Below are 25,465 nucleotides of genomic sequence, written 5' to 3'. Positions count from 1 at the left end.
TCACCGTTCGGGTTCGACCGCGGAATCCCCACCAGCGGCTTCACCCGGCAAAACTCCCCGTGCGGTGGGAGGCACGGCGCGCGGGCACTGCGCAGCGTCACCTGCCCGGAAATCCCGGGATCGTGCGCACACGTCCGTGTGATCGGTGTGGACCTCTGGCGTGAAAGGCGTCGATTCGCTTGAACCGCACCGGGGGGTGGGGCACGTTCCCCCTCGTCCCGGTTCTCCGGGAACCCCTCCCCCGCGGCACCAGGAGCCACCGATGACCGACGCCGTCCGCCACCTCCACGCGGCCACCGCACTGTCCTGTGCGGACGGTCCGGGCCGCGCGGTCGAACGACGTGCTCCGGGGCGGCGGCACGTGACCGCCGTCGACGCACCGGCGTCCATCAGCCTGCGCCCGTTCTACTGCCCGGTGCCCGCAGCGGTCCACCCGCGCGCGGCCGAGGCCGAGCGCGACGCCCTCGCCTGGGTCGACCGCATCGGCCTCGCCGCCGACGGCGAGGCCCGCGAGCGCCTGCTGCGCACCAACAGCGCCGACTTCTACGCGCGGCTCGCCCCCCGCGCCGACTACGACGGGCTCCGGCTCGCGGTGCGGTGGGTGTACTGGGGCTTCCTCTTCGACGACCGGCGCTGCGACGGGGGCCGGTTCAGCGACGACCCCGTGGCGTTCCCGCCCATGGCGGCGCGCGTGCAGCGCGCGGTGGACGCGCCGTGGAGCGGGGCGGTGGACGACCGGTACGCGCGGGCCGTCCAGGACATCGTGCGCGACGTGTACGAGCTGCGCACCCCCACGCAGGCGCGGCGCTTCACCGACGCCCACCGCGCGTGGCTGTTCGCGACGACGTGGCAGGTCGCCAACCGCGCCCGCGGCCACGTGCCCACCCTCGACGACTACGCCGCGATGCGCCTCCAGACCTGCGGCGGCGCGCCGACCATCGCGCTGCTGGAGATCGCCAACGGCCCGGAGGTGCCCGGCGCGGAGATGGACTCCCCCGCCGTGCGGGCGCTGACCGAGATGGCGATCACGGTGGCGGCGTGGGACAACGACTTCCACTCCTACGACAAGGAGGCCGGGGAGCACCACACCGACCAGAACCTGGTGAACGTGCTGGCCCACCACTGCCGCCTGCCGCCCGACCGGGCCGTGGCGGAGGCCGTGCGGCTGCGGGACCGGGTGCTGACCCGGTTCCTGCGGCTGCGCGAGGTCGTCGCCGCCCGGCCCGCCAGCGTGGCCCTGCGGACCTACCTCGACTGCCTGGGCCACGCCATCCGCGGCAACAACGACTGGGCCTTCGGGGTGCCCCGCTACCGCGGCCTGATGGCCCCGGGCTGGGCCGACGAACCCGCCGACGACAACCCGGACCCGTTGCCGCTGCCCACCATCGCCTGGTGGTGGGACGACCTGTGACGCGCGACCCCGACCGGGCCCGACCGCCGCACTTGACCGAGTCGGTCCCGCGTGGGTGCGCGCGGCCCGGGTGTGCCGGAGAATCCGCCCCGAGGGACGGAGGCGGGATGGGCGAGACGCCGGTGGCGGTCGTGACGGGCGGGAACCGCGGCATCGGGCGGGAGGTGTGCCGCCAGCTGGTCAACCTGGACCACGACGTCGTGCTCACCGCGCGCGACCCCGCGCGGGCCGCGGCGGTCGCCGATCAGCTGGGGGTGGACCACCACCGGCTGGACGTGACCGACGACGGGTCCGTCGCGCGGCTGGCCGGGTACCTGGGCGAGCGGTACGGCCGGGTCGACGTGCTGGTCAACAACGCCGCCATCCACTACGACCCCTGGCAGCACGCCTCCTCGGCCGATCTGGGGGTGGTGCGCGAGGCCATGGAGACCAACTTCTACGGACCGTGGCGGACGGTGCTGGCGCTGCTGCCGCTGCTGCGGTCCTCGCGGCGCGCCCGCGTGGTGAACGTGTCCAGCGAGGCCGCGTCGCTGGCGTCGATGGGCGGCGGCACGCCCGCCTACGGCACGTCGAAGGCCGCGCTGAACGCGTTGACGCTGATGCTGGCCTCGGAGCTGCGCGGGATACTGGTCAACGCGGTGTGCCCGGGGTGGGTGGCCACCGACATGGGCGGACCCGGCGGGCGGCCGGTCGAGCACGGCGCGGCGAGCGTGGTCTGGGCGGCGACGCTGCCAGACGGCGGGCCCACCGGTGGTTTCTTCCGGGACGGGAAGCGGGTTCCCTGGTAGCTCCCGCTGGGTACTCGTGCGGCATGAAGCGGCGCATGGGTGTGGTGGTGGCGGGCCTGGTGCTGGTGGCGGTCGCGGCCCTGGTGTCGGTGTTCGTGGTGGTACCGCGCTTCGGCACGGACACCATCGACCGGAGCCAGCCGGCGTTGTTGCAGTCGCTGCGCGACCTGAGCCAGTACCACGCGGCGGCGGGCGACTTCCAGGTCGTGCTGGACATCGAGAACGACGTGCGCTTCGTGCCGTCCGCGCTGGCCGGGCAGCGGACCCTGTTCGTGGCCGCGGGCACGGTCAACGCCTACGTCGACTTCGGCGGGCTGGCCGAGGAGTCGTTCACGGTGTCGCCGGAGGCCAAGACCGTCGAGCTGGCGCTGCCGCCGGCGGTGCTGGACAAGCCGAACCTGGTGCAGGAGCGGTGCTACGTGTTCGCCCAGGAGCGGGGTCTGCTCGACCGGCTCAGCTCCCTGGTGGAGACGCAGGACCAGCAGCCGTTCTACGTGGCCGCGGAGCAGAAGATCTCCGACGCGGCCCGCGACTCCGGGTTGGCGGGGCGGGCGGAGGAGAACACCCGCAAGATGCTGACCGGCATGTTCGGCGCGCTGGGCTACCAGGCGACCTTCACCGCGGCGGCCGACTGACGGCCGGCGGCTGACGCGGCCGCGGCGGCAGGGCGACGCGGCCAACCGGCGGCAGCCGACCGGCCCGGCGGCAGCCGACCGGCCCGGCGGCAGCCAACCGGCCCGACGGCAGCCAACCGGCCCGACGGCAGCCGACCGGCCCGGCGGCAGCCAACCGGCGCGGCCAACCGATGGCGACCAGCCGCCGGACGGCCGCCGGCCCCGGACCGCTGGTGGGCGGGAGCATCGTGGTGAACGCCCACCCACCGGAGGTCCGCCCATGCCCGCCAGTCGACGTCGCCTGGTCCTGTCCGCCCTCACCGCCGCCGCGGCCGCGCTGACCGTCCCCGTCCCGGCCACCGCCGCACCCACCGCACCGGTCGAGCTGCGCCCCCTGCCGGGTGACGCGACGACCTTCGCCACCGACGTGAACGAGGCCGGCGTGGTCGTCGGGTTCTCGACCACCCGGGGTTCGCTGTCGCCGCGCCGTGCCGTGCGCTGGGACCGCACCGGCGCGCCCACCGACCTGGGCACGCTGGGCGGCGCGGTCGGCACCGCGAACGCGGTCGACGAGCGGGGCGCGGTGGTCGGCCACGCGCAGGACGCGGAGGGCACCGTGCGCGCCGTCGTGTGGGACCCCGCCGGCCGGGTGCGGGACCTCGGCGCGCTGCCGGGCGCCACCACGAGCCGGGCCGAGGAGATCGGCGAGGACGGCGCGGTGGCGGGCGTCTCCGACACCGGGGGACGTGGCCAGCGGGCCGTGCGCTGGGACCCGGACGGCCGGATCACCGAGCTGCCCACGCCGCCCGGCACGCTCGGCAGCTGGGTCAACGGGGTCAACGACGTGGGCGGTGTCGTGGGCGGCGCGTACACCGGGGCGGGCGTGGTCGCGCTGCGGTGGGACGGCGACGGCCGGGTCACGGTGCTGGAGGGCCTGGGCGGCGCGGCGCACAACGCGGTGGCCGTCGCGGACGACGGGACCGCCGCGGGGCAGTCGGCCACCGCGGACTCGGTCGTCCCGGTGCGCTGGGACCGGGAGGGTCGCGTGACCGCGCTGTCCGCGGCGAACGGCATCGCCACGGCGGTCGACGCGCGCGGGGTCGTCGTCGGCCAGGCCGGCGGGCGCGCCACCCGCTGGGACCGGTACGGGCGGGCCACCGACCTGGGCGTCCTGCCGGGCGGCGGGCGCAGCCACGCCGCGCACCTCAACGACCGGGGCGTGGTGGTGGGCAGCGGCGAGAGCGCGGACGGCGCGGTCGACCGGCCGGTCCGGTGGGACCGGTGGCGCGGACCGGTCGAGCTGCCCGCGCCGGCGGGGGCGGTGGCGGGCGGCGCCGGGCGGGTGACGGGGTCCGGGCTGGTGATCGGGGACTTCACGCTCGTGGGCGGCGGTGCCCGCGCAGTGCTGTGGGGGGTGAACGGTGAGCTGAGTGGGCGGTGAGCAGGGTGAGCGGGCCGGACGGCGAGTGAGCGGGCCGGGCGACGGGCGAGCGGGGCGAGCGGGCGGCCGGCGGGTGAGCAGGGTGCGCGGGCGTAGACTGCCCGCCCGATGAGGCGCAAGCTCCGGCCACCGCTCCCCCAGCGCCACGGCCTCGACCCCGCCCGCCTGCGGCTGCCCGCGGAGGGCCCCTGGGCGACCGTCCGCGATCACCTGGTGGAGCGGCTGCACCGGGTCGCCCCCGAGCGGATCGACGCGATGCTGGCCGAGGGGCGCATCCACGGCCTGGACGGGCCGGTCGCGCCGGACGCCCCGTTCGTCCCGGGCACCTGGATCTGGTTCCACCGGGACCTGCCCGACGAGGCGCCGGTGCCGTTCGCGATCGGGGTCGTGCACCGGGACGACGCGATCGTGGTGGTCGACAAACCGCACTTCCTGGCCACCATCCCGCGCGGCAGGCACGTGGTGGAGACCGCCCTGGTCCGGCTGCGCCGCGACCTCGGCCTGCCGGACCTGGTCCCGGCCCACCGGCTGGACCGGGTCACCGCCGGGCTGATCATGTTCGTGGTGGACCCGCGGCTGCGCGGCCGGTACCAGCTGCTGTTCAAGGACCGCCTGGTGCGCAAGGAGTACGAGGCGATCGCGCCGCACCGGCCGGACCTGGCGCTGCCGCGCCGGGTGACCAGCCGGATCGTCAAGGTCAAGGGCGTGATCACGGCGCAGGAGGTCGAGGGCCCGGTCAACGCCGAGACGCACGTGGAGCTGGTCGAGCACCGCGGCGGGTGGGGCCGGTACCGGCTGGTGCCCGCCACCGGGCGCACGCACCAGCTGCGGCTGCACATGGCGTCGCTGGGCGTGCCGATCCGCAACGACGACTTCTACCCCGTGCTGCGGGACAAGCCGCTGGACGACTTCACCGACCCGCTCCAGTTGCTGGCGAAGGCGCTGGAGTTCACCGATCCGGTGACCGGTGAGCACCGGCGCTTCGCCAGCACCCTGCGGCTGGAGCTCTAGCCCAGGTAGCCGAGCAGCTGGGCGATCTGGGCCGTGCGCGACTCGAAGATCCGGTTCGCCAGCTCCTTGGCCTGCGGGTTGGCCCCGCCCTCGCGCTCCAGCTTCGCGATCTCGACCGCGTTGTGCTGGTGGCCGATGAGCAGGTTCAGGAACGCCGTCTCGAAGTCGGCGGCGGGGGTGGCCGCCAGTTCGGCGATGGCCTCCGGGCTGGTCGAGTGGTCGCCGCCGTGGCCGGCGTGCAGCTCGGGGGTGTCACCCGCGGACTCGGGCTGACCCCAGTCCGCCAGCCACTGGGTCATGGAGTCCACTTCGGACAGCTGGGTGACCTTGATGGCGGAGGCCAGGGTCTTGACGTCCGGCCGGATGTCGCGCTCCTCGGCCAGGCGCACGATCTCCAGGCCGGCGCGGTGGTGCGGCACGGCCATGTGCAGGAACATCACGTCGGTGTCGTTGAACTCGGCGGTCTCCGCCGCGGTCGACGCGGTCGGTGGCGGGGCCGCCTGCGGGCCGGGGTCGCCCCCGCCGCAGGCGGTGAGCACCAGCAGGCCGGCCAACAGGGTCGCGAGGCGTCGCAAGGTCGTCCTCCTCGAAGCCGGAAGCCCGCCCGCGCCGTACAGGGCAGCGCGGGCGGGCGTGTGTCACCGCGTCAGACCCTCTGCCAGAGGGCCGCGGTGTTCGGCGGCTCCCAGCCCACGAGGGACGTGTGCGGCTGGATGCAGCGGTACGCGACGCCGCCGTAGGTCACCTGCGAGCCGACCGAGTACGCGGTGTTGGGCGCCCACGTGCCGCCCACCGGCGGCTGCGTGGTCGTCGGCGGCCGCGTGGTGGTCGTGGTCGGCGGGTTGGGCGTGGTGGTGGTCGGCGGGTTGCCGCCACCGGACCCGACCTGGAGGTCGACGCAGGAGTAGAACGCCATGGGCGTGTCGGCGATGTTCCACACGGCCAGCAGCTTGATCCGACCGGTGCGGCCGCCCAGGTTCACGTTGTGCGACACGCTGGGCGCGGGCTGGCGGCCGCCGTCGTTGAACTCGGCGATCTTGCTGCCGCCCACGAAGTACTGCCAGGTGGTGGTGGAGTGGCGGGCGGTGAGCGTCCAGTTGAACGTCACGTTGTTGCCCACGCTCGTGGTCGGCCACGGGCGGCTGTCGTCGTTGAGCTGCGCGAACGAGCCCACGCCACCGTGGCAGTTCTGCTGCCCCTTGGCGCCTTCGACGCTCTGGGGCTCGTAGACGATGGGGCCGCAGTTGGAGATGCGGCCCTGGGCGCACATCGCCTGCCGACTGGGCGGCGAGGAGATGTAGCCGTGGGCGCTCGCGGTGCCCGCCGACACGACGACCAGCAGGGGTGCGACGGCGGTGCCCGCGAGAACCGCGGCCAGCTTGCGTTTCAAGCTCATGTGTCCAGCTCCTTCGCAGGAGACCCAGGGAGGTCTCCGGTGCAGGGTCCGTTGTCCGCGGCGGCCGGATCATGCAGCGCGTCAGGAGGGGATGACGCACCGCAACGTGGTCTAGACCATAATCGGGAACGACATCCGGGTCAAGGGAGTGAACCGACTGGTCCAGCCACCCGTACCTCAGACTGTGAACGGACATCCCGGAACGCGGTCCGCCGTCCCGGTCGCGGTGCGCGAGGCGCTGTCGCGCGGAGCCGGGCGGAACGGGGTCGACCGCGCGAACGCCGAGCGGTCGGTCACCGGCGCGCGGGCGCGCCACCGCCCGATCGGCCCCGCGGGTGTGATCCGCCGCGCGGTTGGCTGACACTGGCGGCATGGAGGAGCACGAGGTCATCGCGAACGGCGGTCACGTGGTGCGCGCGGTCGAGCTGGGCGCCGGCGAGCCGCTGGTGCTGTGCCACGGCGGCAGCGGGTGGTGGGACGGGTTCGACGCGCTGGCCGGGCTGCTGGCCGCCCGGGTGCGCGTGATCCGCTGGGAGCAGCGGGGGTCCGGCTCCCTCGCCGACCTGGAGGCCCTGCGCGCCCACCTCGGGCTGTCCCGCTTCGCGCTGCTGGGCCACGCGGGCGGCGCGGAGGTGGCGCTGCGCTACGCGCTGGCCAACCCGGAGCTGGTGTCGTCGCTCGTCGCGGTCTCGGCGACCGGCCCGCGCGAGGCGCCCGCCGGGTGCCGCGGCTTGGCCGTGCCGACGCTGCTCGTGGACGGCGCGGCGGCCGGCGCGGCGGGCGGCGCGGTGGACGGCGGCCCGGGTCGGGGAGCGGCCGGGCCCGGCAGCGCGCCGGCGGACGTGCTGGCCGACGCGCTGCCGGACGTGGCGCGGGTCGTGCTGCCCGGCGCGGGCCACGTGCCGTGGGAGGCGTCGCCGGGGTCGTTCGGCTGGGCCGTGCTCGCGCACCTGGCCCGGTAGGAGGGGCCGCGCGGCCGCGACCCCTCCCCGGACGGCGCGCTCAGCAGGACAGGTTGTTGCCCGCCGGCACGCCGAGGACGCCCACGAACCGCTGGTAGGCGTTGATCCGGCTCTGGACCTGCGCCGGGTTGCGCCCGCCGCACTCCAGGGAGCCGTTGATGCTGCGGATCGTCTCACCGAAGCCGTAGCCGTTGACCATCGCGTTGTGCGGGGTCATGGTGCCCGGGCCGTTCTGGGTGTTCCAGTACCAGAGGGCGGTCTTCCAGGCGACCGAGGCGTCGTTCTGGACCAGCCACGGGTTGGTCAGCAGCGGGAGGCCCAGCGCGTCGCCCGCGGCCTTGTAGTTGAAGTTCCAGCTGAGCTGGATCGGGCCGCGGCCGTAGTACGCGGCCTGGCCGGCGGGGCAGCCGTAGGGCTGGCCGGGGTCGCAGTAGTGGGGGTAGTTGGCCTGGTTCTGCTCGACGACGTGCACCAGGCCGCCGGTCTCGTGGTTGGCGTTGGCGAGGAACGCCGCGGCCTCCTGCCGGCGGACGGTGTCGCTGCCGGTCTTGGCGAAACCGGGGTACGCGCTCAGCGCCGCGGTCAGGCCGGCGTAGGTGTAGAAGGGGTTCCGGCTCGGGAACATCTGGTTGAACTGCGCCTCGCTCACCACGAAGCCGCCGGGTGCGGGCGTGCTGGTCGTGGTGGTCGGGCCGCCGGAGCAGGTGTAGGGCTCCCAGTACCAGGTGCTGATGGTGGGGTCGTAGCCCGGGTTGTCGTGCTCGGCGATGTAGTAGAGGCCGTTGGTGTACCGGACGATGCTGCCCGCGGCGTAGAACTGGCCCTGCACCCAGTTCGGGTGCGTGCAGGCCGGCGGCGGGGTCGTGCCGCCGCCGCAGGTGCCCTGGTCGGCCCAGACCGCGGCCGAACCGGGCGCCTCGTTCTGGGTCCACCACTGGGCCCGCCAGTTGCGGCCGCTGTGCGAGGCCGTCATGCCGCCGGTGTAGACGGCGGACGGGCTCCACGCGGAGGCACAGGCCGCCGCGGAGGCGGTGTTGGCGACGAAGACGGTCAGTGCCGCCCCGACGACGAAGGCGACTGCGGCCGCCAGTACGCGGAATCTCGACACGTGATCACTCATTTCGACGTTGAGCGCCCTGGACGTGACTGACGGTCACTCAACCGGAAATGGTCTACACCAGTCAAGGTGAAACCTGAGCATTTTCTACGTTTGTCCGGCGGCCTGTCCGGGGACGGACGCGGTCTAATGGGGGTGTGCAGTGGACCCGTTACTGGCGGGCGGCGGACCGCCCCGTGGAGGCGATGCACGCGCACTTCACCTCGCACCGCTACCACCGGCACAGCCACGACGCCTACTCGTTCGGCGTGACAGAGGAGGGCGCGCAGTCGTTCCGGTGTCGGGGCGGGGCGCACACCAGCCCGGCGGGCACCGTGGTCGCGTTCAACCCGGACGAGGTCCACGACGGCTACCCCGCCACCGAGGACGGCTTCACCTACCGGATCATCCACATCGGACCGGAGCTGGTCGCGGACCTGCTGCCCCGGGCGCCGCTGTTCCGCGACCCGGTGCGCCACGCGCCCGCGCTCGCCGACGCCCTGCGCGACCTGCACACCGCCCTGCGCGAGGGCACCGCGCTGGCCCGCGACGAGCAGCTGGTGCGGACCGTGCACGCGATGGCGGCGCACGTGATGCCGCCGCGCCCCCGGTCGGGCCCCGACGGCGACCCCGGCCCGGCCCGGGACCTGCTGGAGGCGCACTGGACGGAGGACGTGCCGGTCGAGGCGCTGACGGGGGTGACCGGGCTGAGCCGGTTCGCGCTCTACCGGGCGTTCCGCTCGCGGTACGGGCTGTCACCCAGCGACCACCAGCGCCAGCGCCGGCTGCGCGAGGCCCGTGCCCTGCTGTCGGCGGGCGTGCCGCCGGCCGGGGTGGCGGCGGCCACGGGGTTCGCCGACCAGGCGCACCTGACCCGGTGGTTCCGCCGCTGCTACGGCATCACCCCGGCGGTGTACGCGCGGGCGGCGCGCGCCTGACGCGGGTCGCCGGCCCGGGTCGCGGAGGACCTCCCGGCCGCGTGGTCCGGACATCCCCTGCGGACGACGCGTCACCAGCGACTACGCCCGGTACGGGCCGGGCCGGGCGGTGTGACCCGTTCGACGGTCGCCGGCCCGGTCGTCGATTCACAACACTGGGGTGCATGGCGTACATCGAGTTGAACAACGACCGGCCCGGCATCGGCGGGCTGCTGGCCTACCGGCCCGACACCGCCCGGCCGCTCGGCGAGCTGGCCGAGGTCCTGCTGCGCGGACCCAGCGACCTGTCCCGGGGCGAGCGCGAGTTGATCGCCACCCACGTGTCCGAGCTCAACAGCTGCAACTTCTGCGCCTCGTCCCACGCCGCGTTCGCCGCCGCCCAGCTGCCCGCCGACCACGTGCGGTCCGCGAAGCTCAACGCGCTGCTGGACATCGCGGCGGCGGTGGCCGAGAGCGGGCGGGCGGTGACGCCGGAGCTGGTCGCCAAGGCGAAGGAGGAGGGCGCGAGCGACCTGGAGGTGCACGACACCGTGCTCATCGCCGCCGCGTTCTGCATGTTGAACCGCTACGTGGACGGCCTGGGCACGTGGGCCCCCGAGGACCCCGCGGTCTACGCCACGATGGCCCAGCACTTCGTCAAGGGCGGCTACGCCGGGATGGTCTGATCGACTCCTCCGCCACGACCGGCCGGCGCCGCGGTGGTCCCGCGCCGGCCGGTTCCCCGTCCCCGGGGGAACACCCCGACCGGATCACCCGGGTGCGCCCGATCGGCCCACCCCGCCCTCCCCCGGAGCGGGGAGGCGCCCGGCGCGCGCCGCGCCCCCGCGACGGGCGGGAATCGGCACCCGGACCTGCCGCACCGGTCGGCACGGTGCGTGACGCCGGGTTGACCACGGGTCAAATTCAGTCTTGTGAATGTGCGAGGGCTCACCCTAGAGTCTCTGGGAGCGCTCCCAGGGAGCGCTCCCAGAAGCGTCGTCAACCGTCAGAGCAGACGGAGGAGACCCAAGTCCATGAGATCGCTTCCTTCTCCCCGGTGGCGCCGTCGGACCACCGCGGCCCTCGCCCTAGTGGCGGTGGGCGGCGCGTTGGCGTCCGGTACGGCCTACGCCGCGGACTACGAGCGCCTGATCAACGGGAACTTCAGCGCCGGCGCCGACCCGTGGTGGGCGGGCACCGGGGTCAGCAACCGGGTCGTCAACGGCGAGCTGTGCGCGACCGTCCCCGGCGGCACGGCGAACCCGTGGGACGCGCTGATCGGCCAGAACGGCGTGCCGTTCGAGGCCGGCCAGTCGTACACGATGAAGTTCGACGCCTGGGCCGCGAGCCCCCAGCCGATCACGGCGAACCTCGGTGAGGCGGTCAGCCCGTACCGCGGCATCGCCGCCCACACCGTGCAGCTGACGACCACCAAGCAGTCGTTCAGCTTCACGTTCACCCCGGAGCTGGACTTCCCCGACGCGGGCAACGGCCAGGCGTCGTTCCAGCTCGGCGGGCAGGCCGCGGCCAACACGGTCTGCGTGGACAACGTCTCCCTGGTCGGCGGCGTGAAGCCGCCGGGCGGCGACGTGAACGAGCCGGCGAAGAAGATCAACGTCGACCAGGTCGCGTACGTGCCGGGCCTGACCAAGCACGCCACGCTGACCTCCGACGCCACCGCGGCCCAGACGTGGACGCTGAAGAACGCCGCGGGCACCACCGTGGCCACCGGTCAGACCACCCCGAAGGGCCTGGACGCGGCGTCCGGCGACCGGGTGCACCTGATCGACTTCTCGTCGTTCGACACCCCGGGCACCGGTTACGCGCTGACCGTCGGCACGGAGACCAGCTTCCCGTTCGACATCGGCACGACCGCGTTCTCGAAGCTGCGCTACGACTCGCTGGCGTACTTCTACCACAACCGCAGCGGCATCGAGATCCAGGCGCAGTACGTCGGCGAGACGTACGCCCGCCCGGCCGGCCACCTCAACGTGGCGCCGAACCAGGGCGACAACAACGTGCCCTGCCTGGCCACCCTGAGCTGCGGTTACAACCTGGACGTGCGCGGCGGCTGGTACGACGCGGGCGACCACGGCAAGTACGTCGTCAACGGCGGCATCTCGGCGTGGCAGGTGCTCAACACCTACGAGCGCGCGAAGCTGATCGGCGACGCCGCCGCCCTGGGCGACGGCAAGCTGCGCATCCCGGAGGGCGCCAACGGCGTGCCCGACATCCTGGACGAGGCCCGCTGGGAGGTCGAGTTCCTGCTGAAGATGCAGGCGCCCAACGGGATGGTCCACCACAAGATCCACGACGTGAACTGGACCGGCCTGCCCCTGCTGCCGCACGAGGACCCGCAGCCGCGGCGCCTGTCGGACACCAGCACCGCCGCGACGCTGAACACGGCCGCGGTGGCCGCCCAGGCCGCCCGCATCTGGAAGACGATCGACCCGACGTTCTCGGCCAAGGCGCAGGCGGCGGCCGTGAAGGCGTACGCGGCGGCCAAGGCGAACCCGAACAAGATCGCCGACCCGAACGACGGCACCGGCGGCGGCTCCTACAGCGACCCGACCGTGACCGACGAGTTCTACTGGGCCGCGGCGGAGCTGTTCACCACCACCGGTGAGGCGACCTACCGGTCCGACCTGACCTCGTCGCCGCACTACCGGGCCGCGAGCCTGGACGACCGCGGCTTCGACTGGGGCGCCACCGGCCCGCTGGGCGACATCACGCTGGCCCTGGTGCCCAACGGCCTGCCGGCCTCCGACGTGACCGCGATCAAGAACGCGTTCGTCGCGATCGCGGACAAGCACCTGACCCAGATGGCGAGCCAGGGCTACCCGGCGCCGTACAAGACGCGCACCGGCGAGTACGACTGGGGCTCGGGCGGCCTGATCGCCAACAACACGGCCGTGCTCGCGCTGGCGCACGACTTCACCGGCCAGGCCAAGTACCGCGAGGGCGTGTTCCAGGCGCTGCACTACTTCCTGGGCCGCAACCCGCTGTCGTACTCCTACGTCACCGGTTACGGCGAGCAGCCGGTGAAGAACGTCCACCACCGGCACTGGGCCAACCAGCTCGACCCCGAGCTGCCGACCGCGCCGCCCGGCGCGCTCTCCGGTGGTCCGAACAGCGCCCTCCAGGACCCGATCGCGGCCCGCCTGCTCCAGGGCTGCGCGCCGCAGAAGTGCTTCGTCGACCACATCGAGGCGTACTCGGTCAACGAGGTCACGATCAACTGGAACTCGGCGTTCGCGTGGGTGGCGAACTGGGCGGCGGAGAAGGTCACCACGGCCCCGCCGGTCGACACGACCGCCCCGTCGCAGCCCGGCGCGCCGTCCGCGTCGGACATCACCACCACCGGCGCGAAGCTGACGTGGACCGCGTCCACCGACGCCGAGAGCGGCATCGCCGGGTACGACGTGGTGTCGGTCGAGGGCACCACCCAGCGGGTGCTGACCACGGTCACCAGCCCGTCGGCGACGCTCACCGGCCTGACCCCCGACACCGCCTACCACCTGGCGGTGGTGGCCAAGAACGGGGCCGGGCTGAAGTCGCAGTCGGTCGCCACGACCGTGCGGACCAAGGCCACCGACACCCCGGCCGGGTCCTGCAAGATCACCTGGCGGGCGACGTCGTGGAGCGGCGGCATGTCGGCGAACATCACCGTCGCCAACGCCAGCGGCCAGGCGTGGACCGGCTGGAAGCTGGAGTTCACCCTGCCGGGCACCCAGCGGATCTCGCAGGGCTGGTCGGCGACCTGGTCGCAGTCCGGCCAAGCGGCGACGGCGACGAACCTCCAGTGGAACGGCAACCTCGCCAACGGCGGCTCGACGCAGGTCGGGTTCAACTCCTCGGGGTCGGGATCGGGCGAACCGACCGACTTCCGGGTGAACGGTCAGCCTTGCACCAAGGGCTGATCCGGTGACCCGCGGTGGGTGCTGCTGCTCCGGCGCCCACCGCGGCCATCCCCTCCGCCACCGGCCCCGGTCGCCTCACGCGACCGGGGCCGGTGGTGTTCCCGCGTCCGGCGGCCCGGGTCCGGCTTCCCGCGTCCCAGGTCCCGCGTCCAGCGTCGGCGTCCCGCGTCCCGCGTCCTCGCCGCCCGCGCCCGCGGAGCCGGCGGCCCGGCTCACCGGTGGGCGTCCTGCCCCACCGGCCGCACCAGGATCTCGTTGACGTCCACGGTCGGCGGCTGGCCCACCGCGTACAGCACGGCCCGCGCCACGTCCTCCGGCGCGAGCTTCGGGTCCGCCGCGCGCGACGGCGGGATGCCGCCGGTGTCGGTCAGCCCCGGCTGCACGAGCGTGACCCGCACCCCGGTGCCCACGCACTCGGCCCGGATGGCCTGCGCCAACCCGGTCACCGCCCACTTGGTCGCCGCGTAGAGGTTCCCCGGCCGAACCCCGCGCCCGGCCGCCGACCCGGTCAGCACCAGGTGCCCGCCGTGGCGGATCAGCGCGGGCAGCGCGGCGCGGGCGGTGAACGCGGGCCCGCACACGTTGGTCAGCACCATGTCGCTCCACTCGGCGGGTGGCGCGCCCGCGTCGGTGGTGAACGAGGTGACCACGCTCGTGCCCGCGTTGGCGAACACCACGTCCAGCCGGCCCCACTCCTGCTCTACCCGCCGCACCAGTTCCGCGACCTGGTCGAACTCCCGCACGTCGCAGGAGGCCGCCAGCACCCGGTCCGGGCCGCCCAGCGACGCCGCCAGGTCGGCCAGCGCCGCCGCGTCCCGCGCCGCCAGCACCAGCCGGTAGCCCTCCCGGGCCGCGAGCCGCGCGGTGGCCGCGCCGATGCCGCGGCCGGCCCCCGTGACCAGGAACACCCCGTCTCCCATGGCGGCAGGTTACCGCTGGTCGGATCATCCCCGGTGCGGCGAGGCAACGCGCCGCGCCGGTGGTGGCGTAATAGAGCCGTATCCACTGATCGAGGGGGGCACATGGACATCAACCGCAGGTTCGCGCTCGGGCTGGGCTCGGCCGCGGCGGCATCCGCCGTCGTCGGCACGGCCGGTCCCGCGCGGGCCCAGGAGACGGACGCGGAGTGGGACGCCTTGATCCCGACGACGGCCGACCTGGCCCGGCTCAAGATCGCGCACAAGTACCGGCAGCAGACCTGGTGGGCGGGCGGCACCTGGTCGTCGTACATCGGGGTGGCCGACACCGACGGCGCGGTCAAGGCGGCCGTGTCGGACGAGGCCGACCGGGTCGTCGAGGCGTACAGCGTCAACAAGGTCGCGGTGGCCGTGGCGGTGCTGGACAAGGTCGACCGGGGCCTGATCACCCTGGACCAGCGGGTCGAGGTGACCGCGGACATCGTCATCCACGACACCGACGGCATCTTCGGCCTCGACGGCGCCTACCCCAGCTCGGTCACCGTCGGCCACGCGCTGGCGGCCCTGCTGACCGTCTCCGACAACACCGCCGTGCGGCTGTGCGGGCTGGTCGTGCCCGCGCTGGAGCTCAACGAGATCCTGCGCGCGAAGGGCTTCGTCCACACCCGGGTCGTGCCGGTGGCCAACCCGAACCGGTTCTTCCTGGGTACCACCACCCCGCGCGAGACGTTCACCCTGCTGCACCGGCTGGCGGCGGGCGAGCTGCTGTCCCCCGCGTCCACCGGGCACCTGCTGGCCGTGCTGCGGTCGCTGACCTCCTTCACCGACGGCGTCCGGCTCGGACTGTCGTCGCAGGAGCGCCTGAACGTGGCCACCAAGGCGGGCTGGTACGCCGACGGCCGCAACGAAGCGGGCATCGTGTTCGACGCCAACGGCAAGGCGGTGATCACCTTCGCCCTGTTCGCCTCCGGCCGGTTCCGCGGCGACCAGGCGGTGAACGCGGACAACTACAGCGCCACCCACCCGGCGCTGCGGGCCCGCGCCGAGCTGGGCCGCAGCCTGTACGACTCGGTGCTGCGCATCACCAACAACGCCGGCCGCGCCTACCGGGCCCCGCGGTACCGCGCCGGCAACGGGGGCTGACCGGCCGCGCCTGGTCCCGGCCCACTGCCGGGACCGGGCTCGTCGACGCCGGAGCCGGGCTCGTCGACACCGGGACCGGGCTCGTACGCCGGGACCGGGCGGGCACGGCAGATCCGTAGATCGGGCGGGCACGGCGGATCCGCGAATCGGGTGTATCCAGCGGGCCGCCGCGCACTCCTCTTCACCGAGGGGGGTGCGGACGACCGACCCGCCACCCCTCCACCCCCGACGACCGCGCGCGACCGCCGCCGCCGGCCGTCGGGCGGGCAGTCCCCCGCTAGGGGGTTGCGGGCAGCCGGTCGTGGCCGCCGTCCACGACCGGCTCCCACCCCGTGGCGTGCCGCTTCACGAGCTCGGCCACCACGTGGTCCGCGGGCAGCTCCCACACCGCCTCGTTGAACACCTCCACCTCGACGAACCCGGTGTAGCCCGCCGCGCGCACCAGCGAGGTCAGGCCGACCAGGTCGATGTGCCCGTCACCGGGCAGGCCGCGGCCCAGCAGCACGTCGGCCGGGAGCGGCGTGGTCCAGTCGCACACCTGGTAGGACAGGACGTCCGCGCCGGCCGCCGCCACCGACGCCTCCAGCGCCGGGTCCCACCAGACGTGCAGGGCGTCGACCACGACACCGACCCCGTCGTGCGGCCCGACCAGCTCCAGGGCCTGGGCCAGGGTCGAGACGACGCCGCGGTCCGCGCAGAACACCGGGTGCATCGGCTCCAGCGCCAGCCGCACCCCCGCGTCGGCGGCGTAGGGGGCCAGCGCGCCCAGCGCCTCCCCGACCCTGGCGCGCGAACCCGCCAGGTCGCGCCCGCTCACGCCACCGGGCACCAGCACCAGGCACCGCGCGCCCAGCGCCGCGGCCTCGTCGACGGCCCGCCGGTTGTCGTCCAGGCGCGGGTCCTCGCCGGTGAAGAACCCGCCCCGGCACAGCGAGGACACGGTCAGCCCGGCCCGCTCGACCAGTGCCGCCGCCCGGTCGAGCCCGTGCTCGCGCACCGGCTCGCGCCACAGGCCGACGCCCTCCACGCCGTGCCGCGCGCAGGCGTCGACCAGCTCGGGCAGCGACGCCCGCTTGACCGTGGCCTGGTTCACCGAGAGCTTCACGTCAGCACGCCCAGCAGCCGGGTCCAGCGCGCCGCCGCCAGGTCCGGGTCGGGCAGCAGCCCGGCCAGGTCGGCCAGCCGCAGCGCCTCGCCGAGGTGCACCACGTCCCGCGCCGACTGGAGGCCGCCGACCATGGTGAACGAGTCCTGGAACCCGGCCAGCCAGCTCAGGAACACCAGGCCGGTCTTGTAGTGGTAGGTCGGCGCGCGGAACAGGTGCCGGGACAGCGCGACGGTCGGTTCGAGGATTTCGTGGTAGCGCGCGAGGTCGCCGGCGTCCAGGGCGCGCAGGGCCTCCGACGCCGCCGGGGCGATGACGTCGAGGATGCCCAGCAGGGCGTCGCTGTGGCCCCGGTCGTCGCCCGCGACCAGCTCCGGGTAGTGGAAGTCGTCGCCGGTGTAGCAGCGCACGCCCTCGGGCAGCGCGCGGCGCAGCTCGACCTCGTGCCCGGCGTCCAGCAGCGACACCTTCACCCCGTCGACGCGGTCCGGGTACGCCTTGACCAGGTCCAGGAAGTGGCCGGTGGCGGTGGGCACGTCGGTGCTGCCCCAGTAGCCCTCCAGCAGCGGGTCGAACGCGGTGCCCAGCCAGTGCAGGACGACCGGCCGGTCGGCGTCGCGCAGCAGCGCCGCGTAGACCTCCTGGTAGTCCTCGGGGCCGCGGGCGCGGGCGGCGAGCTTGCGGCTGCACATCAGGACCGGCTGCGCGCCCGCGTCGAGCACGACCTCCAGCTGCTCCCGGTAGGCGGTCAGCGGGTCCTCGGTGCCGTGGTCCGTGCCGACGCCCGCCGCCAGCCGGCCACCGGCCACCGCCGCGCTGCGCCGGATCAGCTCGGCGGCCGTGCCCCAGTCCAGGCCCGAGCCGCGCTGAGCGGTGTCCATTGCCTCGGCCACACCGAAACCGCTGTCCCACAGGCGGGCGCGGTGGGCGAGGGTGGCGTCCCAGTCCAGGGCGGCGGGCGCGCCGGGCACGTTGCCGCCGAGCGGGTCGGCCACGACGTGCGCGGCGGCGAAGGCGACCCGCGAGGCGAACGGTCCGGGGCGCCACGCGCGCCCGCCGCGCAGCTGGTGCTCCCGGTGGGCGCCGTCGGGGTGCGGCAGGCGGACGGTCGTCACGCGGGCACCTCCACCCGTCGCCCGGTGCGGGAGGACTCCAGGCCCAGCGCGGCCAGCCGCACGCCGCGCACGCCGGAGCGGAAGTCGTGCCGGAAGGGCGCGTCGGCGTCGACGTGCCGGAGGAACTCCTCCCACTGCACCAGGAACCCGTTGTCGAACACCTCGTTGTCGGGGACCTGCTGCCACTGCGCGCGGAAGTCGATGGCCGAGGGCACGTCCGGGTCCCACACCGGCTTGGGTGTGACGGCGCGGGGCTGGACCACGCAGTCGCGCAGGCCGGCCACGGCGCTGCCGTGCGTGCCGTCCACCTGGAACTCGACCAGCTCGTCCCGGTGCACCCGCACCGCCCAGGAGGAGTTGACCTGGGCGACCACGCCGCCGGCCAGCTCGAAGATGGCGTAGGCCGCGTCGTCGGCGGTGGCCGCGTACCGCTCGCCCCGCTCGTCCCACCGCTCGGGGACGTGCGTGACGGCACGCGCCGTGACCGCCTCCACCGGGCCGAACAGACCCTCCAGGAGGTAGCTCCAGTGGCAGAACATGTCGACGACGATGCCGCCGCCGTCCTCGATCCGGTAGTTCCAGCTCGGGCGCTGGGCGGTCTGCCAGTCGCCCTCGAAGACCCAGTAGCCGAACTCGCCGCGCACCGACAGGACGCGCCCGAAGAACCCGCCGTCGACGAGCCTGCGCAGCTTGCGGATGCCGGGCAGGTAGAGCTTGTCGGCGACCACGCCGTGCTTGACGCCCGCCGCGTCGGCCAGCCGCGCCAGCTCCTCGACCTCCCCGGGGGTGGCGGCCACCGGCTTCTCGCTGTAGACGTGCTTGCCCGCCGCGATCGCCCTGGACAGCGCCGAGACGTGCGCGGAGGTCACCTGCGCGTCGAAGTAGACGCCCACCTCCGGGTCGCCCAGCACCGCGTCCAGGTCGGTGGTCCACCGGGGCAGGTCGTGCCGCTGCGCGATCTCCTTCAGCTTGTCCGCGTTGCGCCCCACCAGCACCGGCTCGGGCACCAGCAGGTCGTCGCCGACCCTGATCCCGCCCCGCTCCCTGATCGCCAGGATCGACCGCACCAGGTGCTGCCGGTACCCCATGCGCCCGGTCACCCCGTTCAGCGCCACCCCAACCGCCCGCACCGCCACCAGCCCACCCCACTTCACCCGGAAAGCGCTTTCCACAACCTACGACCCCCACCCCCCACCGTCAACACCCACCCCGCGCGAGTCGTACGTCCAGGACCCCCGTGTCGTACGTCCAGAACGGGTGAGTTCAGCGTTCAGGACCGCGCGACATGACCTCGTCATCCACCTGTCATACGTTCCGACCAGGCGCTTCACGGATTCGGCCGGATCTGTTCGGCACTCGGCCGCTCCGTCGCCGAAAACCGACCCGAACGCTGAACTCGGGGGTCCTGGACGTACGACACGGCCGGCCTGGACGTACGACTCGCGGTGTCCGGGTGGGCGATCGTTTAGGCTCGGACGGTCGGGAGTGTTGGGAGGCGGGGTGGCGTCGCGCCAGGTCACGCTGCAAGAGGTGGCGAACAGCGCCGGTGTGTCGCTGGCCACCGCGTCGCGCGTGTTGAACGGCAGCACGCGGCAGGTGAGCGTCGAGCTGCGCGAACGGGTGGTGGGGGCCGCCCGGCAACTGGGCTACCTGCCCAACGCCTCGGCCCAGGCGCTCGCCCGCAACTCCAGCGTGCTGGTCGGCCTCGTGGTGCACGACATCGCCGACCCGTACTTCTCCAGCATCGCCGCCGGCGTGACGCGGGTCGCCGAGGAGTCCGGCTTCGTGGTGGTCCTCGGCACCACCGGGCGGGACCCGCGCCGCGAGGTCGAGCTGGTCAACACGCTGCGCGCGCACCGGGCCAGGGCCGTGGTCATCGCGGGCAGCCGCACCACCGACCGGGCCGCCTCGGCGCGGCTGTCCGAGGAGATCACCGCGTTCACCGCCCAGGGCGGCCGGGTGGCGTGCGTCTCGCAGGCGAAGCTGGGCGCGGACACCGTGGTGCCCGCCAACCGCGCGGGCGCCCGCGCGCTGGCCCGCCGCCTCGCCGAGCTGGGCCACCGCGGGTTCGCCGTGCTGGCGGGCCCGCGCGACCTGCTCGCCGCGCGCGACCGGGTCGCCGGGTTCCGGGCCGGCCTCGCCGACGTGGGCGTGGCGCTGCCCGACGCGAACGTCATCACCTCCGGCTTCACCCGCGACGGCGGTTACGCCGCGATGACCGACCTGCTCGCCGCCCGCACCGGCGCGACCTGCGTGTTCGCCGTCAACGACGTGATGGCGATGGGCGCCATGGCCGCCCTGCGGGAACGCGGCCTCAGGGTCCCCGAGGACGTCTCGGTGGCGGGCTTCGACGACATCCCCACCCTGCGGGACCTGGTCCCCGCCCTCAGCACGGTCCGCCTGCCGCTGGAGCAGATGGGTGAACGGGCCGCCCGCCTGGTCCTGGACGACGACCCCGGGGAACCACGCACGGTGCGGGTGGCCGGCGAGGTGGTGCTGCGGGCGAGCACGTCCTCACCTGGCGCTACCGGGCTGCGCTGACCGCCGGCTACTCTCTAAACTGGACACCCGTTCGACCACCCCTCACGAGGAGTGATCCCTTCCGTGCGCGACGCGCAGTCCCCGGGCTGCAGTACCGAGCCGGGTCCGATACCCGGCTGCCAGCCCCGCCCGCCCCGTGACAGGGGCCCAGCATGACCATCCTGCTCAGCCTGCTCGGCCTCGTCGCCGTGGTGGCCCTCACCATCGGCACGTTCGTCGCGGTAGCCGCCGAGTTCTCCCTCACCGCGCTGGAGCGCAGCACCGTCGAGTCGCACGTCGCCACCGTCGGCGACGCCAAGGCCAAGGCCGTGGACAAGGCGCACCGGTCGCTGTCCTTCCAGCTCTCCGGCTCCCAGCTGGCGATCACCATCACCACCCTGGTCACCGGCTTCATCGCCGAACCCGCGATCGCCGAGCTGATCTCGCCCGTGCTGGGCGCGGTCGGCGTGCCGGACTCCGCGGCCGACCCGATCTCGCTGGCCTTCGCGCTCGCGCTGGCCACGTCGCTGTCGATGGTGTTCGGCGAGCTCGTGCCGAAGAACCTGGCCATCGCCAAGCCGCTGGAGACGGCCCGCGCCGTCGCAGGCGTGCAGGCCGGGTTCTCGGCGGTGTTCCGCTGGCTGATCACCGGCCTGAACGGCGCGGCGAACTGGCTGGTCCGCCGCATGGGCGTGGAGCCCGCCGAGGAGCTGGCCTCCGCCCGCTCGCCGCAGGAGCTCGGCGCCCTGATCCGGTCGAGCGCCGAGCACGGCACGATCGACGCGGGCACCGCGACCCTGCTGGACCGCTCGCTGCGGTTCGGCGACCGCACCGCGGACGAGCTGATGACGCCGCGCGTGCGGGTGGAGTCGCTGCGCTCCGACTCGACCGTGCTCGACCTGATCGCCAAGGCGCGGGAGACGGGGTTCTCCCGGTTCCCGGTGCACCAGGGCGGCTTGGACGAGGTGCGCGGGATCGTGCACGTCAAGCAGGCGTTCGGGGTGCCTCGGCAGCAGCGGGCGACCACGCCGCTGTCGGCGTTGACCAGGCCGGTGCAGACGGTGCCCGCGACGCTGGAGGGCGACGCCCTGCTGGACCGGCTGCGCGGGTCCGGCCTCCAGACCGCGCTGGTCGTCGACGAGTACGGCGGCACGGCCGGCCTGGTGACGCTGGAGGACCTGGTCGAGGAGATCGTCGGCGACGTGCGCGACGAGCACGACCGCCGCGAGACCTCGCCGGTGCGCCCGCTGGGCCGCGACAGCTGGCTGGTGTCCGGCCTGCTGCGCGACGACGAGGTGTCCGAGGCAACCGGGTTCCGGATGCCCGAGGGCGACTACGAGACGGTCGCGGGCCTGGTCATGGCCCGGTTGGGCCGCATCCCGTCCGTCGGTGACGAGATCCGCGTGGACGGCTGGCGGATCACCGTGGTGCAGATGGACCGGCACCGGGTGGCCGAGCTGCGGGTGGCGCGGATCGAGCCGACGCCCACCTCCTCCGACGTACCGGGGGTGACGCGGTGAGCCTGCTGTTCGTATTGCTGCTGGTGGCGGGCAACGCCTTCTTCGTCGGCGCGGAGTTCGCGATCATCACCGCCCGCCGGGACCGGCTGGAGGCGCTGGCCGAGCGGGGCAGCGCCCGGGCGCGGGCGGTGATCCGGGCGGGCCGCGAGCTGCCGCTGCTGATCGCGGGCGCGCAGCTGGGCATCACGCTGTGCTCGCTGGGCCTGGGCGCGCTGGGCGAGCCGGCCGTGGCGGCGATGCTGGAGGCGCCGTTCCACGGCGTCGGCGTGCCGGACGCGGTGCGGCACGGCGTGGCGTTCGCGCTGGCGCTGATCATCGTGGTGGCGCTGCACACGGTGCTGGGCGAGATGGTGCCGAAGAACCTGGCCATCGCGGGCCCGGAGCGCACCGCGCTGCTGCTGGTGCCCGCCCACCTGTGGTTCTGCCGGCTGGTCGCGCCGCTGCTGCGCGGGTTCACCGTGGTGGCGACGGCGGTGCTCAAGCGGGTCGGCGTGACGCCGCGCGAGGAGCTGGAGTCGGCGTACACGCGGGACGAGCTGGCGCTGCTGATCCAGCAGTCCCGCCGGGAGGGCCTGCTGGAGGACTCGGAGCACCGGCGGCTGGCGCAGACGCTGTCGTCCACGGAGCGCACCGTGGCCGACGTGCTGGTGCCGCTGGAGCGGATCACGTCGGTGTCGGCGCGGCCGACGATGGGCGAGGTGGAGGCCGCGGTGTCGGCCACCGGCTTCTCCCGCTTCCCCGTGCGCGACGGGGACCGGCTGGTCGGCTACCTGCACGTGAAGGACGTGCTGGACATCGCCGACGCCGACCCGTCGGCGCAGGTGCCGCCCGGTCGGGTGCGCGGTCTGCCGGAGGTGCCGGTGGACGCGCGGCTGGCCGAGGCGGTGGCGGTGCTGCGGCGCGCGCAGAGCCACCTGGCGCAGGTCGTGTCGCCGGACGGCTCGACGCACGGCGTGGTGGCCCTGGAGGACCTGGTCGAGGAGTACGTGGGCACCGTGCGCGACGGCACGCACGTGCGCCGGGAGCTGTGACGCGGACCGGGCGGGCGCACCCGCGCCCGCCCGGTCGAACCCGCCGGACAGGTGCCCGGTTCGGTCCCGAACCCGGTCCCGAACCCGGTCCCGCACCCGTGACCCGACCCATCCCCGGCACCCGACCCGTCCCCGGCCCCGTTCGACCAGGACCGGAGACCGGGCCGGGCCCCGTCACGCCGAGCGCACGGCGGACATCCCCATCAGCCCCTGGTTCTCACCGCCGGCCGGCGCCCCGTGGCCGGCGGCCTCCCGGGCCTGGCGCTCGACGCCCTCCAGCGACGGCACGCCCATCAGCTCCAGGTCCTGCTCGGCCGCCCGGTCGAGCGCGGAGACCACCCACGCCTCGAAGTCGGCGTTGGCCGCCGCGGCGGCCCGCCGCCACCGGTCCAGGGCCTCGCTCGCCGCGCTGACCCGCGGCAGCACCGCCCGGTAGGACCTGGAGTTCGGGTCCCGGTGCTCCCGCAGCGCCCGGCGCAGCGTGGTCCGCGACCAGCTCTCCCGCTCGGCGCGGTCCAGCCACCGGTCCTGCTCGGCCGGCGACAGGGCCGCCACCTCCGCGTGGTGCTGGAACGGCAGGCCCGGCCGGCGGCGCGACGGCTCGAACTTGCGCGCGATCCACGCGTAGTTGCGCAGCGTCTGGTAGTCCAGCCCGACGGCCTCGACCGCCCGTCGGTACCGATCGGTGTACTTGTCCTGGCCGAACACGAGCCAGTCACCGAGGTACCACGCGGACGAGCTGGCGATCCGGGAGATCCGCCTGCCGGCCTGCTCCCACGACTCGAACGTGACGTCGCGGGGGAACGCCAACCCCACCGGCGTGGTCAGGATCTGCTTCTCGGCCGGGTTGGCGCCCTGTCTGCGCCGCACCACCGCGTTCACCTTGTTCACTGGTACCCCCCAAGTGTCCGCTCCTGGGTCATTGCTTACCGGGAGGCCCTCACACACCGGTCAACTTCCGCTCACACCGCCCGGGACGGGGTGGGACCGGCGGGCCCGGCGCCGGCCCACTACGGTGGCCGCGTGGACCCGCGCGACGACGAAGAAGAAGAGGACGACTTCGACCCGGAGGACGAGTTCGACCCCGAGGTGGAGGACGAGTTCGACGAGGAAGAGGACGAGGACGACCTGTTCGGGGTGACGTCGGACGCGCGCACGATCTGCCAGCTGTGCGGCGGGGCCGGTTTCATCGCCAACCCGACCTCGGCGGTCATCGGCGGCGCGCCGCGCACGGTCGACAACGGCCGGGAGTGCCCGCACTGCAACGGGGGGCGCAAGTTCCCGGGCCTGGTACCCCCGCTCTGACCGGGAGCGGGCCCCTAGCGGCCCGCCGCCACCAGCTCGGCCTCGCGGAACGCCCTCGGCGACAGCCCCGCCCACGTGACGGCCAGCGCGGCGAGCTGGATCAGGGCGCCCATCACCCACACCGCCCGCAGCCCGAACTCGGCCGCCACCAGCCCGCCGGCCAGCGCGCCCAGCGGTGTGCAGCCCCACGCCAGCGCCCGGTGGCTGGTCAGCACCCGCCCCAGCAGGGCGGGCGGGGTGAAGCGCTGCCGGCTCGACTGCGAGCACACGTTCCACACCATCACGATCGCCGACTGCGCGAACCCGTTGACCGCGATCGCCCACGCCCACGGCGGCAGCACGGCGACCAGCCCCACCGTCACCACCATGCCCGCCTGCGAGCAGCGCATCGCCCACGAGTACCCCAGCCACCGCACGACCGGCCCCACGACCAGCGACGACGCGATCCAGCCCGCCGACACGCAGGCCAGCAGCACGCCGTACCCGACGGCCCCCAGGTGCAGGACCTGCTGCGCGTACAGCACGAACATCGAGATCGCCGCGCTGGCCCCGAACGAGCCGAGCGCCACGGCCAGCGTGATCCAGCGCAGCAGCGGCGTGCCGACCAGGTGGCGCAGCCCCTCGGGGATGTCGCGCAGCGGGTGCTGGTCCGACGGCGCGGCCGGCGCCGAGCGCAGCCCCCTGAGCAGCACGAGCGCGACCAGCGCGGCCACCACCGCCACCCACGCGGGCGTGCCCAGGCCGACCCCGACCAGCACGCCCATCACCGGCGGCACGCCGAACTGCACCACGCCCCGGTCGAAGGCCATCAGCCGCGTGTTCGCGGCGGGCAGCCGGTCCGGCGGCACCACCTCGGGCACCAGCGCGCCGGACGCGCCGTCGCCCAGCACCTGCGCCGAGGTCGCCACGAACGCCACGACCAGCAGCAACGGCAGGCTGAACGCGTCGAGCACCCCGGCCGCCGCGACCGCGAGCGCCGCGCCCAGCTGCACCGCGTAGGCCGTGGCCAGCACGGCGCTGCGCCGCACCCGGTCGATCAGCACCCCGGCGAACAGCGAGAACAGCAGCCACGGCGCCTGGCCCACCACGTTGACCAGGGACACCTGGCGCGGGTCGTCCGTGATCGTGGTCGCCACCCACGGCAGCAGGGTCACCACCAGCCCCTCGGCCACCGAACCGGACACCGCGACGGCCTGGAGCCGCACCCACCTGGTCATGGGTCCACCTAACCAACGGGCCCGCGCGGGGCCGAA

At 74.3% G+C, this 25,465-nt stretch carries 23 protein-coding genes; 14 read left to right on the top strand and 9 right to left on the bottom strand.

Going from position 1 to position 25,465, the window contains the following annotated elements:
* Nucleotides 1-262 precede the first annotated feature (262 nt).
* The 5 genes from Q5530_RS22245 (at nt 263) to Q5530_RS22225 (ending at nt 5,265) form a co-directional block, all read left to right on the top strand.
* Nucleotides 263-1,411, top strand: coding sequence for a terpene synthase family protein (locus Q5530_RS22245; RefSeq protein WP_415364714.1), 1,149 nt, complete (start codon nt 263-265; stop codon nt 1,409-1,411).
* A 107-nt stretch (nt 1,412-1,518) separates the two neighbouring features.
* Nucleotides 1,519-2,199 (top strand): SDR family oxidoreductase, encoded by a 681-nt coding sequence (locus tag Q5530_RS22240; RefSeq protein ID WP_380632984.1) that lies wholly within the window; start codon nt 1,519-1,521, stop codon nt 2,197-2,199.
* Between the two features lie 23 nt (nt 2,200-2,222).
* Nucleotides 2,223-2,834, top strand: a complete 612-nt coding sequence (locus Q5530_RS22235) for a DUF4230 domain-containing protein (RefSeq protein WP_415364713.1) — start codon at nt 2,223-2,225, stop codon at nt 2,832-2,834.
* Between the two features lie 259 nt (nt 2,835-3,093).
* On the top strand, nt 3,094-4,254 hold the full coding sequence (locus Q5530_RS22230) for a hypothetical protein (protein ID WP_415364712.1): 1,161 nt from the start codon (nt 3,094-3,096) through the stop codon (nt 4,252-4,254).
* A gap of 108 nt (nt 4,255-4,362) precedes the next feature.
* Complete coding sequence (locus Q5530_RS22225) at nt 4,363-5,265, top strand: RluA family pseudouridine synthase (protein WP_415364711.1); 903 nt, start codon at nt 4,363-4,365, stop codon at nt 5,263-5,265.
* Here Q5530_RS22225 and Q5530_RS22220 read toward each other — a convergent pair.
* Together Q5530_RS22220 and Q5530_RS22215 are read right to left on the bottom strand one after the other, a co-directional pair.
* Nucleotides 5,262-5,840 (bottom strand): DUF305 domain-containing protein, encoded by a 579-nt coding sequence (locus Q5530_RS22220; RefSeq protein ID WP_415364710.1) that lies wholly within the window; start codon nt 5,838-5,840, stop codon nt 5,262-5,264. The two genes, Q5530_RS22225 and Q5530_RS22220, sit on opposite strands and share 4 nt — an antisense overlap.
* A gap of 71 nt (nt 5,841-5,911) precedes the next feature.
* Nucleotides 5,912-6,661 (bottom strand): lytic polysaccharide monooxygenase, encoded by a 750-nt coding sequence (locus Q5530_RS22215; protein ID WP_415364709.1) that lies wholly within the window; start codon nt 6,659-6,661, stop codon nt 5,912-5,914.
* Nucleotides 6,662-7,032: 371 nt separating this feature from the next.
* Between Q5530_RS22215 and Q5530_RS22210 the strand changes: the two genes are divergently transcribed.
* Nucleotides 7,033-7,623, top strand: a complete 591-nt coding sequence (locus Q5530_RS22210) for an alpha/beta fold hydrolase (RefSeq protein ID WP_415364708.1) — start codon at nt 7,033-7,035, stop codon at nt 7,621-7,623.
* Between the two features lie 40 nt (nt 7,624-7,663).
* Here Q5530_RS22210 and Q5530_RS22205 read toward each other — a convergent pair whose 3' ends face one another.
* The gene (locus Q5530_RS22205; RefSeq protein ID WP_415364707.1) at nt 7,664-8,731 is read right to left on the bottom strand and encodes a glycoside hydrolase family 19 protein; all 1,068 of its coding nucleotides are present in this window, start codon (nt 8,729-8,731) and stop codon (nt 7,664-7,666) included.
* Nucleotides 8,732-8,877: 146 nt separating this feature from the next.
* Between Q5530_RS22205 and Q5530_RS22200 the strand changes: the two genes are divergently transcribed.
* The 3 genes from Q5530_RS22200 (at nt 8,878) to Q5530_RS22190 (ending at nt 13,556) form a co-directional block, all read left to right on the top strand.
* Nucleotides 8,878-9,657, top strand: coding sequence for an AraC family transcriptional regulator (locus Q5530_RS22200; RefSeq protein ID WP_415364706.1), 780 nt, complete (start codon nt 8,878-8,880; stop codon nt 9,655-9,657).
* 164 nt (nt 9,658-9,821) lie between these two features.
* Nucleotides 9,822-10,322 carry a carboxymuconolactone decarboxylase family protein gene (locus Q5530_RS22195; protein ID WP_415364705.1) on the top strand — a complete coding sequence of 167 codons (501 nt, stop codon included), beginning with the start codon at nt 9,822-9,824 and terminating at the stop codon, nt 10,320-10,322.
* A 348-nt stretch (nt 10,323-10,670) separates the two neighbouring features.
* Nucleotides 10,671-13,556, top strand: coding sequence for a glycoside hydrolase family 9 protein (locus Q5530_RS22190; RefSeq protein ID WP_415364704.1), 2,886 nt, complete (start codon nt 10,671-10,673; stop codon nt 13,554-13,556).
* A gap of 212 nt (nt 13,557-13,768) precedes the next feature.
* Here the strand turns inward: Q5530_RS22190 and Q5530_RS22185 are convergent, their stop codons facing one another.
* Entirely contained in the window at nt 13,769-14,476 is a 708-nt protein-coding gene (locus tag Q5530_RS22185; protein WP_415364703.1) for an SDR family oxidoreductase, read from the bottom strand.
* A 102-nt stretch (nt 14,477-14,578) separates the two neighbouring features.
* Here Q5530_RS22185 and Q5530_RS22180 point away from each other — a divergent pair, with 102 nt between their 5' ends.
* Complete coding sequence (locus tag Q5530_RS22180) at nt 14,579-15,616, top strand: serine hydrolase (RefSeq protein WP_415364702.1); 1,038 nt, start codon at nt 14,579-14,581, stop codon at nt 15,614-15,616.
* A gap of 277 nt (nt 15,617-15,893) precedes the next feature.
* Here the strand turns inward: Q5530_RS22180 and Q5530_RS22175 are convergent, their stop codons facing one another.
* The 3 genes from Q5530_RS22175 to Q5530_RS22165 are packed head-to-tail and all read right to left on the bottom strand — an operon-like array spanning nt 15,894 to nt 18,924.
* Nucleotides 15,894-16,721, bottom strand: a complete 828-nt coding sequence (locus tag Q5530_RS22175; protein WP_380632964.1) for a sugar phosphate isomerase/epimerase family protein — start codon at nt 16,719-16,721, stop codon at nt 15,894-15,896.
* Nucleotides 16,718-17,836 carry a dihydrodipicolinate synthase family protein gene (locus tag Q5530_RS22170; protein ID WP_415364701.1) on the bottom strand — a complete coding sequence of 373 codons (1,119 nt, stop codon included), beginning with the start codon at nt 17,834-17,836 and terminating at the stop codon, nt 16,718-16,720. The genes Q5530_RS22175 and Q5530_RS22170 overlap by 4 nt, the downstream gene beginning before the upstream one ends.
* Nucleotides 17,833-18,924 carry a Gfo/Idh/MocA family protein gene (locus Q5530_RS22165; protein ID WP_415364868.1) on the bottom strand — a complete coding sequence of 364 codons (1,092 nt, stop codon included), beginning with the start codon at nt 18,922-18,924 and terminating at the stop codon, nt 17,833-17,835. The genes Q5530_RS22170 and Q5530_RS22165 overlap by 4 nt, the downstream gene beginning before the upstream one ends.
* A 412-nt stretch (nt 18,925-19,336) precedes the next feature.
* Between Q5530_RS22165 and Q5530_RS22160 the strand changes: the two genes are divergently transcribed.
* The 3 genes from Q5530_RS22160 (at nt 19,337) to Q5530_RS22150 (ending at nt 22,907) form a co-directional block, all read left to right on the top strand.
* Nucleotides 19,337-20,377, top strand: a complete 1,041-nt coding sequence (locus tag Q5530_RS22160; protein WP_415364700.1) for a LacI family DNA-binding transcriptional regulator — start codon at nt 19,337-19,339, stop codon at nt 20,375-20,377.
* A 152-nt stretch (nt 20,378-20,529) separates the two neighbouring features.
* Nucleotides 20,530-21,876 (top strand): hemolysin family protein, encoded by a 1,347-nt coding sequence (locus tag Q5530_RS22155; RefSeq protein ID WP_415364699.1) that lies wholly within the window; start codon nt 20,530-20,532, stop codon nt 21,874-21,876.
* Entirely contained in the window at nt 21,873-22,907 is a 1,035-nt protein-coding gene (locus Q5530_RS22150) for a hemolysin family protein (RefSeq protein WP_380632957.1), read from the top strand. Before Q5530_RS22155 ends, Q5530_RS22150 begins: the two co-directional genes overlap by 4 nt.
* A 174-nt stretch (nt 22,908-23,081) precedes the next feature.
* Here Q5530_RS22150 and Q5530_RS22145 read toward each other — a convergent pair whose 3' ends face one another.
* The gene (locus Q5530_RS22145; protein WP_415364698.1) at nt 23,082-23,780 is read right to left on the bottom strand and encodes an LmbU family transcriptional regulator; all 699 of its coding nucleotides are present in this window, start codon (nt 23,778-23,780) and stop codon (nt 23,082-23,084) included.
* Between the two features lie 150 nt (nt 23,781-23,930).
* On the opposite strand from Q5530_RS22145, the gene Q5530_RS22140 reads away from it, so the two are divergent.
* Nucleotides 23,931-24,212 carry a hypothetical protein gene (locus tag Q5530_RS22140; protein ID WP_415364697.1) on the top strand — a complete coding sequence of 94 codons (282 nt, stop codon included), beginning with the start codon at nt 23,931-23,933 and terminating at the stop codon, nt 24,210-24,212.
* Between the two features lie 14 nt (nt 24,213-24,226).
* Here the strand turns inward: Q5530_RS22140 and Q5530_RS22135 are convergent, their stop codons facing one another.
* The gene (locus tag Q5530_RS22135) at nt 24,227-25,429 is read right to left on the bottom strand and encodes an MFS transporter (RefSeq protein ID WP_415364696.1); all 1,203 of its coding nucleotides are present in this window, start codon (nt 25,427-25,429) and stop codon (nt 24,227-24,229) included.
* Nucleotides 25,430-25,465 lie beyond the last annotated feature (36 nt).

The sequence above is a fragment of the Saccharothrix sp. BKS2 genome (assembly GCF_047689505.1).
Taxonomy (GTDB): Bacteria; Actinomycetota; Actinomycetes; order Mycobacteriales; family Pseudonocardiaceae; genus Actinosynnema; species Actinosynnema lopnurensis.
The sequence above is the reverse complement of the archived record's forward strand: the minus strand, read 5'-3'. Positions and strand labels throughout refer to the sequence as shown.